Source organism: Streptomyces sp. BK239, from assembly GCF_004217285.1.
GTDB lineage: Bacteria > Actinomycetota > Actinomycetes > Streptomycetales > Streptomycetaceae > Streptomyces.
Genome location: NZ_SHKS01000005.1, coordinates 369,240 through 384,651 on the forward strand (window position 1 = coordinate 369,240; position 15,412 = coordinate 384,651).

Consider the following 15,412-nt stretch of genomic DNA (forward strand, 5'->3'; position numbering starts at 1 on the left):
TTCCCGCAATCAGTCCGGCAGCGGCTCCGTGAGGTTCTCCAGCCAGTGCCGCCATTCCGCCGCCTTTTCCGCGGGGCCCGCCTTCATGGTGTCGTCCGTCCAGCTCGTCACCGGGCGGATGCCGTGCAGCGCGTTCACGAGCCACACCTCCCGGCCCGCCAGCTCGGCCACCGTGCGCCTGCGGTGGGCGACGGGGACCGCCGAGCGGGCGGCCCGCTCCTGGATCAGGCCGGCCGTCACCCCGGGCAGCACGGGCGCCCCGTCCGGGGGCAGGCAGAGGGTGTCGCCCTCCCACCACAGCACGCTCGCGGTCGCCGACTCCAGCACCGTCCCCGACGCGTCCACCAGCAGCGCCTCCTGGGCCCCCTCGGCGACGGCCCGCGCCCGCACCCCGGCCAGGGCGTCCAGGTCCGGGCCCTTGTGCCGGGGCACGCTCCGGGGGTCGGGCTGTCCGGCCGACCACAGCCGCACCCGCGTGCCGAGCGGCGGCGCCTTGCGCAACCGCAGCCGCAGCTCCAGGGAGCCGGCGGCCAGCTCCACCCGGGGGAACCACTCACCCATGCGCGGCAGCACCGCCGTCATGTCGTGCCAGAACCCCACCAGCCGGCGCGGCCCCGGCCCGCCGGGCTCCCCGCACGCCCCTGACTCCGCGCACGCCCGCAGGAACCGCTCCCGGTGCCGCCCGAACCCGCGCACCCGGCCCTCGGCCAGCAGCCATGAGTCCGCGACCAGCAGAGGCTCCCCCGACGCCCGGCCCGACGTCCCCTCGGCCGCCGTCTCCGTCCACGGCCTCAGGCTCCCGTCCGGCGTCCAGGTCAGCAGCCCCTCTCGCGCGGCCAGTCGTGCAGTCACCTCTGCCTCCCGCTCAGTACTTACCGCCCGCCACCGCCGGCGCCCCGTGCCGGGGACCGTACGGCGCGTGCTCCAGCCACGACCCGCACGACGGCAGCACCGGCGCGAGAGCCGCCGCCGCCCGCTGGCGGAGCCGTACGCTCCGCCGCGGCCGCAGATGGTCCAGGGCGATCCCCGCGGCCTCGCTGTTGAACAGGCCCGCCGCACGCCGTACGGCCGCGAACTCCTCCACGGCATCGGCCGTGCCGGCCGCGACCGCTCCGGCCGCCGCCGCCGCGTCCGCGATCCCGCTGTTCATGCCTCGCGCGCCGAACGGCGGGAACAGATGCGCCGCCTCCCCGGCCAGCAGCACCCGCCGGTGCGGATCGGTGAAGGAGGCCGCCACCTTGCGCAGAAAACGGTACGTCGACACCCACAGGATCCGCTCGGCGTACCCGTCGCCCACCACACCCGGGAGCCAGCGCCGTACCGCCCCCTCGCCGCCCCAGTCCTCCTCCGCGTCGTCGTCGTGGCACTGCAAATCCACCTGGAAGCCGCCGGTGAACGGCACCCGCATCACACTGCGGCCGCCGACGCCCGGATGCTCGTAGTGGAACACCCGCTCCAGCGGCAGCTCGCCGCCCGGCACGTCCGCGACGTCCGCCACCACGTGGAAGCCCTCGCCCCGCGTCCCCTCCAGCGCGATGCCCAGCGCCTCACGGACCGCCGAGCGCGCCCCGTCCGCCGCGACCACGAACCCGGCGCTCCACTCCCGGCCGTCCTCGGCGGTCAGCGAGACACCGGCCGCGCCGGCCTCCACGCCCGCGACCCGCGTGCCCCAGACGAACTCCACGCCCTCCCGCTCGCACGCGGCGCGCAGGAAGCGCTCGGTGTCCACCTGGCGCAGGCTGGTGAACGGCGGCAGCCCCGACGGGGGCGGGAACGTGCGCGCGTACACCTCGCGGCCCCGGTACAGGGTGCGCCGGGTGTGCCAGGTCCGGCCGTACCCGGTGATCTCGGCGGCCAGCCCCGGGCACATCCCGTCCAGCAGCCGCAGCGTCTCCCGGTGCACGAACAGGGCCCGGCTGCCCGGCCGTTCACGGTCCTTCGGATCGGCCTCCAGCAGCACCACGGGCAGTCCGCGCCCGCGCAGCGCGAGCGCCGCCGACAGCCCGACCGGGCCGGCGCCGACCACCACGACCGGCGTCATGCGCGCGCGCCCTCGGCCAGCATGCGGGTGATCTCCACCCGCTTCACCTTCCACGTCGCGGTCATCGGCAGCTCCTCGAACCGCCACTGCCGGGGCTCCGCCATCGCAGGCAGGTCCGCCGTCGCCTCCCGCCAGCGCTCCGCGTCCAGCGGCCGTTCGCCCCGCACGCACACCACCGGCACCGGCTCCCGGTCCACACCGGGCACGATGACCACCTCACGCAGCTCCTCCAGACGCGACATCAGGACGTCCTCCACCTCCAGGTTGCTGTGCACCGAGTCGATCCGGTCCACCTCACGGTCGATCAGGTGCAGCACCCCGAACCGGCTCCGGTAGCCCATGTCGCCCATCTGCCACCACTCGCCGTCCAGTTGGCGTTCGTAGGTCTCCCGGGCGCCCAGGTAGGTGAGGATGCGGCCCCGCGTGCGCGCCTCGATGCGGCCCGCCACACCCGGCGCGATCGGCCTGCCGTGGTCATCGGTCACACGGACCCGGGTGAAGCCCGGGATGCCGCTGCCCACCCGGCGGCCGTCGGCGCGGGCGGCGCTGCGCCGGGTGAACCACTGGAACGCCACCGGACCCGTCTCGCTCTGCCCGTACAACTGGATCAGCCAGGGCGCACGCCGCTTCGACGCCCCCAGCAGCCGTCGCACCGTGCGCGGATGGATCGCGTCGAACGTCGAGCCGTACGACCGGACCCGGGACAGCGGGGCCCCGGGCGCGTCGGCCAACTCCTCCCACAGCACGAAGGTGTTGGGGTGGGTCTCGACGATCCCGGGGCGGTGCCGCGACAGCAGCGGTCCCACGCTCGTCGGCTCGGGGTCGGTGATCAGCACCAGCGGGCTGCCGAAGCGCAGCAGGACGCCGAGCAGGTGGTAGAAGCGCGAGTGCACGAACGACATGTGCAGGGCCGCGGTCTCCCCGCGGGTGGGCCAGCCCATCGCCTGCTGGGGCACGAGCCGGTTCCACATGGTGTTCGCGCAGTGCACGGCCAGCTTGGGGATGCCGGTGGTGCCCGAGCTGTGCGTGATCAGCGCGGGCTCCCGCGGGTGGAGCCGGACCGGCGGGGGCGGCTCGGCCCCGGCGTGGTTCCCGAGGGGCTCGGCGTACGGCGCGGAGAGCGCCGCGGGCCGCTCCGAGGGCGCGCCGGACCGGTCCGGTTCCCCGGCGGTGGGCATGTCGTCCACGGTCAGCGTCCGCCGCACCAGGGAGGGCACGTCGACGTCGGCGAGCGGACCCGCCAGCTTCGCCCGGTCGGTGATCAGCCACGGCCGGCGCAGCCGCGCCAGCAACTGCCCCACGACCGGGCCGGACAGCCCGGGCGACAGCAGTGCGGGCACCGCGCCGATACGGGAGATCGCGCAGGTCAGCAGCACGATGTCCACGTTGTCGCTCTTGTGGACGGCCACCTGTTCCGAGGGCCGCACCCCCGCCTCCCACAGCCGGGCCGACAACTCCTCGACGACATCGGCCAGCACCGCGTAGCTCAGGTCCACCCCGCGGGCCGGGTCGACGTCCAGCGGCCGGTCCAGGGTGACGAAGACGGCCCCGTGCCGGTCGGCCGCCCGACGGAACAACGGGCCGAGATAGAACCCGCGGTCGGCGAGCAGGGACTGCTGGGACATGCGGCTGGTCCTTTCACTTCGGTCGTGCGGCTGCCAGGGAGGCGCGTCCGGCCCGTGCCGGGTCACCACGCGCCCTTGCGGACCAGGTGGCGGCGGAGCTTGCCGGTGGGGGTGCGGGGCAGCGACGGGACGAGGCTGACGCTGCGCGGCACCTTGAAGGCGGCCAGCCGCCGGCGCGCCAGCGCGATCAGGTCGTCCTCCAGACCGGCAGGCGCCGCGGTGCGGGGGACGACGAACGCCCGCAGCCGGCTGGCGCCGTCGCCGTCGCGCACGGCCACGACCGCGACCTCCCGCACCGACGGATGACCGCGCAGCACCTCCTCCACCTCCAACGGCGAGACGGTGATCCCGCCGACCATCTCCATGTCGTCGACGCGGCCCAGGTGCCGGTACGTACCGTCCGGTTCGCGGCGCGCCCGGTCACGGGTGGCCAACCAGCCGCCGACCAGGGTTCGTTCGGTCTCCTCGGGACGGTTCAGATAGCCGGACGTCACCGTCGGCCCGCGCACCCACAGCTCGCCCTCCGCGCCCTCCGGCAGCGGACGCCCGTCACGGTCGCGGACCTCCACCTCGAAGCCGGGCACGGGACGGCCTACGGTGCCGGGGCGGTTGTGAGCCACGCTGTTGGCGCAGAAGGCGTGCCCGGCCTCGGTCGAGCCGATCTGCTCCAGCACCGGCGCGCCGAGCAGAGCGGCGACCTGTCTCTCCAGTACGGCCGGCATGCCCTCCCCGGCCGACACCGCGGCCCGTACGGAGGCGAAGCAGGCCTCGTGCCCGTTGCCGCGGTCGGCGGCCAGCGAGGCGTACGCGGACGGCACGGAGTACAGCAGCGTCACCCGGTGCCGGGCGACCAGCTCGTCCACGGCCGCTGGAGTGGGGCGCCGGTCGGTGAGCACCGCGGAGGAACCGGAGAAGAGCGGGAAGACGAAGGCGTTGCCGAAGCCGTAGGCGAAGTACAGCCGGGACACCGACAGCGTGACGTCGTCCTCGGTGATTCTCAGCAGCCGTCTGCCCACCAGCTCGTGGTAGAGACGCGGGTCGCCGTGCCGGTGCACGACCCCTTTCGGGCTGCCCGTGGTGCCCGACGTGTACTGGACGTACAGCGCGCTGCGCTCGTCGACGGGGTGGGCGGCGGCCGGCTCGGCGAAGGGTGCGAGCGCGAGGAGCTGGTCGGCGCCGAGCTGGGCCCGGCCGGCGAACCGGCTCTCCAGGCCCGGGCCGGTGACGCACAGGACGGCGTCGGTGTCCTCGGCCATGAACGCGTGTTCGCGGGCGGGGAGTTCGGGGTTCACCAGGACCGCGGTGGCGCCCGCTCGGGCGGCGCCGAGGAAGGCGACGATCCAGGCGATGCCGTCCGGCAGGGCGAGCAGCACCCGGTCGCCGGGACGCACGCCGTGCTCGGCGAGCACGGTGGCCGCGCCGGCCGCGAGCGCGTGCACCTCGCCGTGGGTCCAGGTCCGGTGCCCCTGGTGGAAGGCGGCCCGCCCGTGCCAGCCGCGCTGCCCGGCGAGCACGGCGAGGTGCGCCGCGAGGTTGCCGGGGACGTGGAGGTCGGCCGGGGACAGCGTGGACTGCGGTGACGTCATGGGGCCGGCTCCGGGGTGACGATCTGGGAGGTCTGCGCGGCCCGGGGGTCGGCGCGAACCGTGGACGGGCGCAGCTGGGGACCGCGGGAGGCGGCGGCGACCGGCTCCCGGCGCTGCCGGGCCGGCGGACGCTCGGCGGACTGCCGTACGGGAGGCAGCGCCGACGGCGGGGCCGCCGACCGGGCGGCCGCTCTCGGGGACGGCCGGCCGGCGGGCCGGGGAGCCCGGGCCAGGGCGGCGGCGTGCGCCCGCATCTGCCCGGCCGTCTTCAGCAGCATCTCGTCGTACTCCGCGACCGGGTCGGAGTCGAGGACGATCGCCCCGCCGGCCCCGACGCGCATCAGCCCGTCGGCGATCACGGCCGTGCGGATGACGATGCTCAGATCGGCGTCGCCGCCGCAGCCCAGGTAGCCGAGGGCGCCGGAGTAGACCCCGCGGGCCTCGGTCTCCAGGCCGTCGATGATCTCCATCGTGCGGAGCTTGGGCGCGCCGGTCATCGAGCCGCCCGGGAAGCAGGCGCGGACGCAGTCCACCGCGTCCCTGTCCTCGCGCAGCCGGCCCTCGACGGTGGAGACGAGCTGGTGCACCGTCGTGTACGTCTCGGTCTCCATGAGCCCGGTCACCCGGACCGTCCCGGTCCGGCAGAGCCGGCCGAGGTCGTTGCGCAGCAGGTCGACGATCATCAGGTTCTCGGCGCGGGTCTTGGCGTCCGCGCCGAGCCCGTCCCGCAGCCGGGCGTCCTCCACGGGGTCCTCGGCGCGGCGCGCGGTGCCCTTGATGGGCCTGGCCTCGGCCACGCCGTCCCGGGTGACGCGCAGGAACCGCTCGGGGGAGGATCCGGCCACGTCGAGGTCCCCGAACCGCAGGAAGGCCCCGTAGGGCGCCGGGTCGCTGCGGCGCAGCACGCGGTAGAAGTCGAAGGCGTCGGGCGGCGCGGGCAGCCGGGCGGCGTCCGTCAGGCACACCTCGTAGCTGGTGCCGGCCTGCAGTTCCCGGTGGCAGGCGGCGATGTCGGCGAGGTACGTCTTCCGGTCGCGGACCAGCCAGGGTTCGGCCGCGGCGGGGTCCGGCTCCGCCGTCGGCACGGCCGGCGCGGGCACAGCGGGGCCCGGGTCCGCGAGCAGGCGGGTCAGCCGGGCCTGCGCCGAGTCCAGCCAGTCGGCGGCCTCCCGCGCGCCCTGCGCGGTGTCCTCCGCGAAGCACACGGCGTACGTGACGCCCTCCTCGTGGTCCACGGCGATCAGCCGGTCGACGAAGAGCCAGCAGGCGTCGGGGACGTCGGAGCTGTGCCGGTTGGGGGAGCCGCAGTCGGCCTTGGTCTCGTAACCGAAGTAGCCGACGTAGCCGCCGGTGAAGCCGAACGGCAGCCCGGCGGGATCGACCTTGCGGCTCGCCAACTGCCGTTTCAGGTAGTCGAAGACGCTCGCGCGGACCTTGCGCGGGGGCCGCCCCGGCCGCTCGATCTCACAGCGCCCGGCGTCGACGTCGTAGCGCACGAACTCCGAGAGGGGGCCGCTGCCGTCCCCGAAGAAGGAGAACCTCGACCGCCCCGGTTCGACGAGTGAACTGTCCAGCCAGAACGCCCGCTCGGCGCCCGCGCACATCCGCCCGAACGCCGCCTCGGCGTCGACGGCGCCCTCGACCCGCCGCCACTGCACCCGGTACCCGATCCCTTCGGCCCGCCGGGGGCGGGGGAGGAGGGGGGCGGCCGGGGTGCCGGCGCCGGTCGCCGCGGGGGCGGTGTGATCCGCCGCCGTGGCCGTGGTGCTCTCCGCGGGATTCTCCGTGGGCGCGGGGTTCGGCGGGTGGGCCAGGGTGGCCAGCGGGAGCACCGTCGCCGTCGAGGTCACCGGCGTCGGTCCGGGCGGGGCGGGGGTGCGCAGAACTCCCGCCGTCCGGGAGGCGCCCGCGGGGCGGGCGGTCGCCGTCAGGGGGACCGCCGTGTTCTTCGCGCGCAGCTTGCGCGCCCGCTCGGCCGTCAGGTTGCGGAAGTTCACCAGCATGCGGTGGCCGTACTCGGTGAGCACCGACTCCGGGTGGAACTGCACGCCCCACAACGGCCGCGTACGGTGCCGCAGGCCCATCAGCACGCCGTCCTCCGCCCAGGCGGCGGCCTCCAGGGCGTCCGGCAACGGCTCGCGCACGGCCAGCGAGTGGTAGCGGACCGCGGTGAAATCCTGCGGCAGGCCCTGGAACAGGTCACCGCCGTCGTGCCGCACCGTGGTCAGGAAGCCGTGCCGGGGCTCCGGCGCGGCCGCCACCTCGCCGCGCTCCCCGAGCGCGATCCCCTGGTGCCCCAGGCAGACACCGAGCAGGGGCAGCGGGGAGCCCGCGATCACGCGGGCCGCGATGCCGAAGTCACGCGCGTTCGCCGGGTGCCCCGGTCCGGGCGACACCACCACGTTGTCGAACTCGGCGAGGTCGGGAACCGCTTCCGCCGGGGTGTCGTTCAGGACCACCACCGGCTCCTCGCCGTTGACCTCGGCGATCAGCTGGAACAGGTTGTACGTGTACGAGTCGTAATTGTCGATGAGCAGGGTCTTCACCAGCCCACCTCCCTCTGGTCGTTCCCGTCCTACGCGGTGCGTTTGTGCCGTCCGCGCAGCGCCTGAAGCGGTGGATACAGCCATTTCTTGAAGAATCGCTGGAGGCGCGGCATGAGAATCCAGGTGACGAGTGCCGTCACGCAGAGGCACAGCAACAGCGTACGAATGAGCGGATTGAGCGCGCCGAGATAGGGAAGCACGGCCACATTGAATATGAGCACCGGTGGAAAAACGGCGCTCATATTCACGAACCAGAGCTTCCATTTCGACGGCGGAGCCGGTGGGGCGGGCTGTGGGGCCTGGGAGTCGAACCAGGCCTTGCCGCCGCGAACACTCTTGCGGCCCGTCTGCCGGGAGAACCCGACGGCCTCGACGTCCCACTGCCGGCGAGCGCTCGACTCCTCCCAGGCGGCAAGGTCGCGCTCGCCGGCGAAGCGGTAGACCACATGCCATTCCGCCTCTCCGTCGACAAGGACGCCACCTCCAAGAAAGCCCGGTTGCCGCGCGCTCGCGGCCAGCATGGCCCAGCCCCAGGAGTGGAAGTCCGACTCGTGGCCCGGCACCACGTGGTAGGCCACGGTGACGGTGACGGGATTACTGGTCACGCTTTCGAGTACGGCCGGAAGAACAGCTGTGTTCAAGCTTCAATGAACTTTTTTGGCCGCCGCGAATGTCGAACTTGTAACGTTTTGGGGCGGGCTCCTTGAGTATGTCTGCCGATACTCGGGGTAACTTTCGACGGAATTACGGAAAGCGCTTGTGCAAGTGGATGGAATAGCGCATCATTCCCCGCGCGCCCACGAAAAGGGCCGGGAAAGAGCCCAGAGAGGCGTCGCTCGCATGGTGGACGCGCGCCCTTGCCGTCGAGGCCCGGCCGGTAGGCTGGCCGACGGGCCGTGACTGGCGCGCTGGGATGGGACGGACCATCGGGGAGCGGCCCGGAGTGAGACGAGTGCCGTGCGCCTGGGCCGAGCCGTGAACCCGTGACCGCTTCTCAGCACCCACGCCACCCGGAGGCCGACGAGATGTCAGAGCAGCAGCCCCTCTCCACCCAGTCCACCGCCTTCCGCGCCGCCCTCGACGTCGTCCGCGCCGTGGAGCCGCGCGTCGCCGACGCCATCGGCCAGGAAGTCACCGACCAGCGCGAGATGCTCAAACTGATCGCCTCGGAGAACTACGCCTCCCCGGCCACGCTCCTCGCGATGGGCAACTGGTTCAGCGACAAGTACGCCGAGGGCACCGTGGGCCGCCGCTTCTACGCCGGCTGCCGCAACGTCGACACCGTCGAGTCCCTCGCCGCCGAGCACGCCCGCGAACTCTTCGGCGCCCGCCACGCCTACGTCCAGCCGCACTCCGGCATCGACGCCAACCTCGTCGCCTTCTGGGCCGTCCTCGCCGACCGCGTCGAGGCGCCCTTCCTGGAGAAGACCGGCGCCCGCCAGGTCAACGACCTCTCCGAGGCCGACTGGGCCGAACTGCGCCAGGCCTTCGGCAACCAGCGCATGCTCGGCATGTCCCTCGACGCCGGCGGGCACCTCACCCACGGCTTCCGCCCCAACATCTCCGGCAAGATGTTCGACCAGCGCTCCTACGGCACCGACCCGGCCACCGGCCTGATCGACTACGACGCCCTGCGCGCCTCCGCCCGCGAGTTCGAGCCGCTGATCATCGTCGCCGGCTACTCGGCCTACCCCCGCCTGGTGAACTTCCGGATCATGCGCGAGATCGCCGACGAGGTCGGCGCGACGCTGATGGTCGACATGGCCCACTTCGCGGGCCTCGTCGCCGGCAAGGTCCTCACCGGCGACTTCGACCCGGTGCCGCACGCCCAGATCGTCACCACCACCACCCACAAGTCGCTGCGCGGCCCGCGCGGAGGCATGGTCCTGTGCGACGACTCCCTCAAGGACCAGGTGGACCGCGGCTGCCCGATGGTCCTCGGCGGCCCCCTCCCGCACGTGATGGCCGCCAAGGCCGTCGCCCTCGCCGAGGCCCGGCAGCCGTCCTTCCAGGACTACGCCCAGCGCATCGTCGACAACTCCCGCGCTCTCGCCGAGGGCCTCAAGCGCCGGGGCGCGACCCTCGTCACCGGCGGCACCGACAACCACCTCAACCTGATCGACGTCGCCACCTCCTACGGCCTCACCGGCCGCCAGGCCGAGGCCGCCCTGCTGGACTCCGGCATCGTCACCAACCGCAACGCCATCCCCGCCGACCCCAACGGCGCCTGGTACACCTCCGGCATCCGCGTCGGCACCCCGGCGCTCACCACCCGCGGCCTGGGCACCGCGGAGATGGACGAGGTCGCGGGCCTGATCGACCGCGTCCTCACCACGACGCAGCCCGGCACGACGAAGTCCGGCGCCCCCAGCAAGGCCTCCCACGTCCTCGACCAGAAGATCGCGGACGAGATCTCCCACCGGGCCACCGACCTCGTCGCCGGATTCCCCCTGTACCCGGACATCGACCTCGGCTGACCGAAGCCTGAGAGCTCCGTCTCCCGTCAGAGATCGGTGAGCTTCTGACGCGGCTCGTGCGGCGGCCCGGACCCCTCCGGCGCTGCCGCACGGCGGGCCAGAAGCGTGCGGCCGAAGCCCAGGGCCAGGCCCAGAGCGAGCCCGGGTATCGCCCACCACCAGCCGGCGCCGAGGGCCGGGCTCACGGTGTCGGCCGACCTCGTGACCGGCTCGCCCGCAGCGGCGGACGGCTCCGAGGAGGCCTTCGCCGCCCCGGCCGCGGGCCCCTCCGCCGCGTCGGACCGGCCGCCGGACCCAGTGCCCGCCGACTCGTCCATGAGCCCCAGCTCGGTGAAGAGCGTCCGCAACCGAGCGGGATCCTTCGGCTGGTGCCAGGCCCCCGTCGACGAGGCCTCCAGGGACGTCGATATCCAGATCCCCCGGTCGTCGGGCGTCAGCCAGTACACCCGGTCCACCCGCCAAGGGTGCACGTCATGCGCGAGCCACGTGATGTTGATCAGGCGGCCCGTCATCTCCTCCAGCTTCGTGGGCCCCGCCCCGCCCGCGCGCGCCCCGCCCGAGTCGTGCAGCAGCCCGTCCAACCGGCTGTAGTCGTTGTCGGTGCTGTACAGCGAGGCCGTCTCCCGGCTCGTGGGCGAGGCCAGCAGCACACTCGTCGGCCCGCCCGCCACCGAGGCCGTGGCGCCGAGCACCACAGCCGCGAAGGCCATCGCCAACGCCCCCGCAAGAGCGACCAGTTCACGCAACCAGCGCATCCGAAACCCCCATGTCCGAACCGGTGCGGCCCGCCCGCACTCGCTGTGTCACTTCTGGTACACCGCTCGGCCCGCCGGGGTTCCCGCCTTTCCGGGCCGTTCCCGGCCGCCTCCGAGGCCGAGCGTCAGGTCACCGACCGGGCGATCTCCAGAGCCCGTTCCCTGGAACCGACGCCCTCCAGACGGAACGTCAACTCGACGCCGTCGGCGCCCCGGTGGGTCCACAGCAGCGTCGGTCCGGCCGTGCGCTCCGACCGGGTGAAACGCCCGCCGTCCGCGCCCACCAGCCAGAACGTCAGCACATGCGGCCTCGGGAACCACAGGGCCTGCTCCGGCACGACCTGGCCGGTCTCCGCGCCCTCCCCGCCCTCGCCCAGGGGCAGGTACTCGGGCTGCTCCTCGACGGTCTTGACGAACGCGAAGTCCAGACCCGCCCGGAACTCGTCGACCCGGATCATGCGCCCGCCCTCCCGCCGGCACAGGCCGACCAGGGACCGGCCCCCCGGCAAGGGCACCACCGTCACCGCGTCCGGCTCACCGAACGCACGCGGCACCACGGGCCGGAATCCCGCCCGCCGCGCGGCCTCCCCGAGCGTGACGGACCCCTCGCAGCCCGGCGCCGAATCCCGCGCCGACGGCACCGCGGACGGATCCACCCGCACCTCGACCCCGCCGAAGCCGAACCAGTCCGCCACCGACGCCCGCACAGGAGGAGTGAGCACGAGGACGGCGACCAGCCCGCACACCCCGGCCGTCACCGCCCGCCACCGCGCCCTCGCCCGGCGGCGCGCCGATCTCAGCCACTCGGCGGGCCCCCGCGGCTCGGCCACCGGCACGGGCACCTGCTCGGCGAGTATCCGCCGGAGCACCTGCTCGACCACGGTCTCGCCCCCGTCGTCCCCCGGCCGGTCCAGCGCCCGCCCGAGCGCCCGCAGTTCCTCCGGCAGCCCGGCGTCCCGCTCCCGCGCCCGCAGTTCCTCCGGCAGCCCGGCGTCCCGGTCCTCACCCATCGTCGTCACCTCCTCCCCGCACCCCGCCCTCCGGCAGCAGCCGCCCCAGTTTGCGCAGGGCCCGATTCAGCCGGGACTTCACCGTCCCCCTCGGCCAGCCCAGCGCCTGGGCCGTCTCGGGCTCGTCCATCTCCAGCAGGTAGCGATACGTGACGACCAGCCGGTGCTCCTCACTGAGCCGTTCCAGCGCGGACAGCAGTGCGAGGCGTCGCTCGCCCGCCACGGCCGCGACCGCCGGATCGACCGATTCCGGTATCAGCGGCTCCGCCCCCGCCATCGCCGCCTCCCGGCCCGCCAGCGTCAGCCGCCGACCCGCCGCCCGCACGGTGTTCCGCGTCTCGTTGGCGACGATCGACAGCAGCCACGGCCGGAAGGACTCGCCGTCCCGGAAGCGCCCCAGCGAGCAGTACGCCTTGAAGAAGGCCTGCTGCACCACGTCCTCCGCGTCCGCGCCCGCGCCCAGCGCGCGGGCCGCCCTCAGCGCGATCCCCGTATGGGCGCGCACCAGGTCCGCGTACGCCTCCGGCTCCCCGGCGCGTACGCGTGCGATCACCGCGGCCTCATCGGCGATGCGGCCCCCCTCCCGCGCTTTCACACCCTTGCTACACCGCCCGGCGCCGATCGGTTCCCACCCGCGGCGCATCTGTTTTCCGGCGGATTCAGGAGCGGCCCCCGACACCTGAGACAATGGTGGACATGGCCAATGACCGACCCCGCGTGCTCTCCGGCATCCAGCCCACCGCCGGCTCGTTCCACCTCGGCAACTACCTCGGCGCCGTGCGCCAGTGGGTGGCTCTGCAGGAGTCCCACGACGCCTTCTACATGGTCGTCGACCTGCACGCGATCACGGTCCCGCAGTACCCGAAGGAACTGGTCGCCAACACGCGGCTGGCCGCCGCTCAGCTCCTCGCGGCGGGCCTCGACCCGGACCGCTGCACGCTGTTCGTGCAGAGCCACGTCCCCGAGCACGCGCAGCTCGCCTGGGTGATGAACTGCCTGACCGGCTTCGGCGAGGCCTCCCGGATGACTCAGTTCAAGGACAAGTCCGCCAAGCAGGGCGCCGACCGAGCCTCCGTCGGCCTGTTCACGTACCCGATCCTCCAGGTCGCCGACATCCTGCTCTACCAGGCCGACGAGGTCCCCGTCGGCGAGGACCAGCGCCAGCACATCGAGCTCACCCGTGACCTCGCCGACCGCTTCAACGGCCGCTTCGGGGAGACCTTCACGATCCCGAAGCCGTACATCCTGCGGGAGACGGCGAAGATCTACGACCTCCAGGAGCCGTCGATCAAGATGAGCAAGTCGGCGTCCACGCCGAAGGGCCTCATCAACCTGCTCGACGACCCCAAGGCCACCGCGAAGAAGGTCAAGAGCGCGGTCACCGACACCGACACGGTCGTGCGCTACGACGCCGAGAACAAGCCGGGCGTCAGCAACCTGCTCAGCATCTACTCGACGCTGACCGGCGTGAGCATCCCCGAGCTGGAGCAGCGCTACGAGGGCAAGCTGTACGGCGCGCTCAAGACCGACCTCGCCGAGGTCGTCGTCGACTTCGTGACCCCGTTCAGGGAGCGCACCCAGCAGTACCTCGACGACCCCGAGACCCTCGACTCGCTCCTGGCCAAGGGCGCGGAGAAGGCACGGGCCGTCGCCGCGGAGACGCTGTCCCAGGCGTACGAGAGGGTGGGCTTCCTGCCCGCGAAGCACTGAACGCGGCCGCGCCGAGGGCGCACCACCGCACACACCGTCCGCCGGGCAGAGCGCTGCACATCACTTCGGCTGCGCCTGCCCAGCGCACAGCGGTGGCCGTACAGTCGATAGACGTACGACTGAGCACGCGTGCGACAGCACGTTTGACACGACGACAGGAGACGACGTGGGGACCGTAACGATCGGCGTGTCGATCGCGGTCCCGGAGCCTCACGGCAGCCTGCTCCAGGAGCGGCGCGCGGGCTTCGGCGACGCCGCCGCGCACGGCATCCCCACGCACGTCACCCTGCTTCCGCCGACCGAGGTCGACTCCGCGAGCCTGCCGGCCGTCGAGGCGCATCTGCTGCGGGTCGCCTCGGCGGGCCGGCCGTTCCCGATGCGCCTGTCCGGCACGGGCACCTTCCGGCCCCTGTCGCCGGTGGTGTACGTGCGGATCGCCGAGGGCCGGACCGACTGCACCCGACTCCAGCAGCAGGTCCGCGACCCCGCCGGCCCCATCGCCCGCGAACTGCAGTTCCCGTACCACCCGCACGTCACCGTGGCGCACGGCATCGACGAGGCGGCCATGGACCGCGCCTTCGAGGAGCTCGCCGACTACGAGGCGCGGTGGTCCTGCACCGGCTTCGCGCTCTACGAACAGGGCGCCGACGCCGTCTGGCGCAAGCTGCGCGAGTACCCCTTCGGCGGCCCGACGGTGCCCCCGCAGACCCCTCACGTCGACCGCGACACCCTGCCCACCCGGTAGCTACAGCGGCAGTCTGCGGAAGAGCCCCCGCGGCAGGTGCCGCAGCGCCGACATCCGCACGCGCAGCAGGCCCGGCGCCCACACCGTCTCCGAGCGGCGGCGCAGGCCCAGCTCGATCGCCGTGGCGACCGCCTCCGGGGTGGTGGCCAGGGGTCCTTCGGGAAGGCCGGCGGTGCTCCTCGTCCGCACGAAACCCGGGCGTACGACCATGACGTGCACGCCCGTGCCGTACAGCGCGTCGCCCAGCCCCTGGGTGAAGGCGTCCAGGCCCGCCTTGCTGGAGCCGTAGATGAAGTCGGCGCGGCGGGCCCGCTCGCCGGCGACGGAGGACAGCACGACCAGCGAGCCGTGGCCCTGAGACTGGAGCGCGCACGCGGCGACCAGGCCCGCCGACACCGCGCCCGTGTAGTTGGTCTGCGCGACGCGCACGGCCGCCGCCGGATCGCGCTCGTCGTGCGCCTGGTCGCCGAGCACGCCGAAGGCGAGCAGCACCATGTCGACATCGCCCTCCGCGAACACCTTGCCGAGGACGCTCTCGTGGGACCCGGGGTCGAGCGCGTCGAAGGCGACCGTGTGCACCAGCGCCCCCAGGGCGCGCAGCCCGGCGGCGGCCGACTCCAGGGCCGGCGACGGACGCCCCGCCAGCCACACCGTGCGGGTGCGGCGGGCGATCAGACGGCGCGCGGTGGCCAGCGCGATCTCCGACGTCCCGCCGAGGACGAGGAGGGACCGGGGGAGGCCGGGGGCGTCCTTCACGACAGCTCCAGGAGGTCGAGGGCCGACGGACATGTCGGCGACCGTACCGCCCCTCCGCGAGGCGGTTCATGGAGAGACATCCCGTGATACCCGAAACGGGTGATTAGTGGGATGTCGTTCCGTGTGCGGCGCGTCCTGACCCCGCGGGTCACTCCAGGCGT

At 73.5% G+C, this 15,412-nt stretch carries 13 protein-coding genes; 3 read left to right on the plus strand and 10 right to left on the minus strand.

The features are described 5' to 3' along the window. Nucleotides 1–9 precede the first annotated feature (9 nt). From EV567_RS18110 to EV567_RS18140, 6 genes are all read right to left on the minus strand, one after another. Nucleotides 10–852, minus strand: a complete 843-nt coding sequence (locus EV567_RS18110; RefSeq protein ID WP_407071600.1) for an aminotransferase class IV — start codon at nt 850–852, stop codon at nt 10–12. Between the two features lie 13 nt (nt 853–865). Continuing rightward, the gene (locus EV567_RS18115; protein ID WP_130441249.1) at nt 866–2,041 is read right to left on the minus strand and encodes an FAD-dependent monooxygenase; all 1,176 of its coding nucleotides are present in this window, start codon (nt 2,039–2,041) and stop codon (nt 866–868) included. Further along, the gene (locus EV567_RS18120; RefSeq protein WP_130441251.1) at nt 2,038–3,666 is read right to left on the minus strand and encodes a class I adenylate-forming enzyme family protein; all 1,629 of its coding nucleotides are present in this window, start codon (nt 3,664–3,666) and stop codon (nt 2,038–2,040) included. Before EV567_RS18120 ends, EV567_RS18115 begins: the two co-directional genes overlap by 4 nt. 62 nt (nt 3,667–3,728) lie before the next feature. Next, entirely contained in the window at nt 3,729–5,252 is a 1,524-nt protein-coding gene (locus tag EV567_RS18125; RefSeq protein ID WP_130441253.1) for an AMP-binding protein, read from the minus strand. Next, nucleotides 5,249–7,798, minus strand: coding sequence for an aminodeoxychorismate synthase component I (gene pabB / locus EV567_RS27965; protein ID WP_242620877.1), 2,550 nt, complete (start codon nt 7,796–7,798; stop codon nt 5,249–5,251). Before pabB ends, EV567_RS18125 begins: the two co-directional genes overlap by 4 nt. 29 nt (nt 7,799–7,827) lie before the next feature. Beyond that, nucleotides 7,828–8,403 carry a hypothetical protein gene (locus EV567_RS18140; RefSeq protein WP_130441255.1) on the minus strand — a complete coding sequence of 192 codons (576 nt, stop codon included), beginning with the start codon at nt 8,401–8,403 and terminating at the stop codon, nt 7,828–7,830. Nucleotides 8,404–8,823: 420 nt separating this feature from the next. Between EV567_RS18140 and EV567_RS18145 the strand changes: the two genes are divergently transcribed. Beyond that, a complete protein-coding gene (locus EV567_RS18145; protein WP_130441257.1) occupies nt 8,824–10,275 on the plus strand; it encodes a glycine hydroxymethyltransferase in 1,452 nt (483 codons plus the stop codon). 26 nt (nt 10,276–10,301) lie between these two features. Here the strand turns inward: EV567_RS18145 and EV567_RS18150 are convergent, their stop codons facing one another. The 3 genes from EV567_RS18150 to EV567_RS18160 all read right to left on the minus strand — a co-directional run bounded on the left by EV567_RS18150 (nt 10,302) and on the right by EV567_RS18160 (nt 12,593). Further along, entirely contained in the window at nt 10,302–11,030 is a 729-nt protein-coding gene (locus EV567_RS18150; RefSeq protein WP_130441259.1) for a hypothetical protein, read from the minus strand. Nucleotides 11,031–11,155: 125 nt separating this feature from the next. Further along, a complete protein-coding gene (locus tag EV567_RS18155; RefSeq protein WP_130441261.1) occupies nt 11,156–12,040 on the minus strand; it encodes a hypothetical protein in 885 nt (294 codons plus the stop codon). Beyond that, a complete protein-coding gene (locus tag EV567_RS18160; protein WP_130441263.1) occupies nt 12,033–12,593 on the minus strand; it encodes an RNA polymerase sigma factor in 561 nt (186 codons plus the stop codon). Before EV567_RS18160 ends, EV567_RS18155 begins: the two co-directional genes overlap by 8 nt. Before the next feature lie 143 nt (nt 12,594–12,736). Between EV567_RS18160 and trpS the strand changes: the two genes are divergently transcribed. Together trpS and EV567_RS18170 are read left to right on the plus strand one after the other, a co-directional pair. Then, a complete protein-coding gene (gene trpS / locus EV567_RS18165; protein WP_130441265.1) occupies nt 12,737–13,750 on the plus strand; it encodes a tryptophan--tRNA ligase in 1,014 nt (337 codons plus the stop codon). A gap of 166 nt (nt 13,751–13,916) precedes the next feature. Beyond that, nucleotides 13,917–14,495 carry a 2'-5' RNA ligase family protein gene (locus EV567_RS18170; RefSeq protein ID WP_130441267.1) on the plus strand — a complete coding sequence of 193 codons (579 nt, stop codon included), beginning with the start codon at nt 13,917–13,919 and terminating at the stop codon, nt 14,493–14,495. On the opposite strand, the gene EV567_RS18175 is transcribed toward EV567_RS18170, so the two are convergent. Beyond that, complete coding sequence (locus EV567_RS18175; RefSeq protein ID WP_130441269.1) at nt 14,496–15,251, minus strand: decaprenylphospho-beta-D-erythro-pentofuranosid-2-ulose 2-reductase; 756 nt, start codon at nt 15,249–15,251, stop codon at nt 14,496–14,498. Between the last annotated feature and the right edge of the window lie 161 nt (nt 15,252–15,412).

Excerpts from the sequence above, each read along its gene's own strand:
- EV567_RS18115 (WP_130441249.1), bottom strand. The coding sequence starts at position 2,041 with ATGACGCCGGTCGTGGTGGTCGGCGCCGGCCCGGTCGGGCTGTCGGCG.
- EV567_RS18120 (WP_130441251.1), bottom strand. The coding sequence starts at position 3,666 with ATGTCCCAGCAGTCCCTGCTCGCCGACCGCGGGTTCTATCTCGGCCCG.
- EV567_RS18125 (WP_130441253.1), bottom strand. The coding sequence starts at position 5,252 with ATGACGTCACCGCAGTCCACGCTGTCCCCGGCCGACCTCCACGTCCCC.
- EV567_RS18145 (WP_130441257.1), top strand. The coding sequence starts at position 8,824 with ATGTCAGAGCAGCAGCCCCTCTCCACCCAGTCCACCGCCTTCCGCGCC.
- EV567_RS18150 (WP_130441259.1), bottom strand. The coding sequence starts at position 11,030 with ATGCGCTGGTTGCGTGAACTGGTCGCTCTTGCGGGGGCGTTGGCGATG.
- EV567_RS18155 (WP_130441261.1), bottom strand. The coding sequence starts at position 12,040 with ATGGGTGAGGACCGGGACGCCGGGCTGCCGGAGGAACTGCGGGCGCGG.
- trpS (WP_130441265.1), top strand. The coding sequence starts at position 12,737 with ATGGCCAATGACCGACCCCGCGTGCTCTCCGGCATCCAGCCCACCGCC.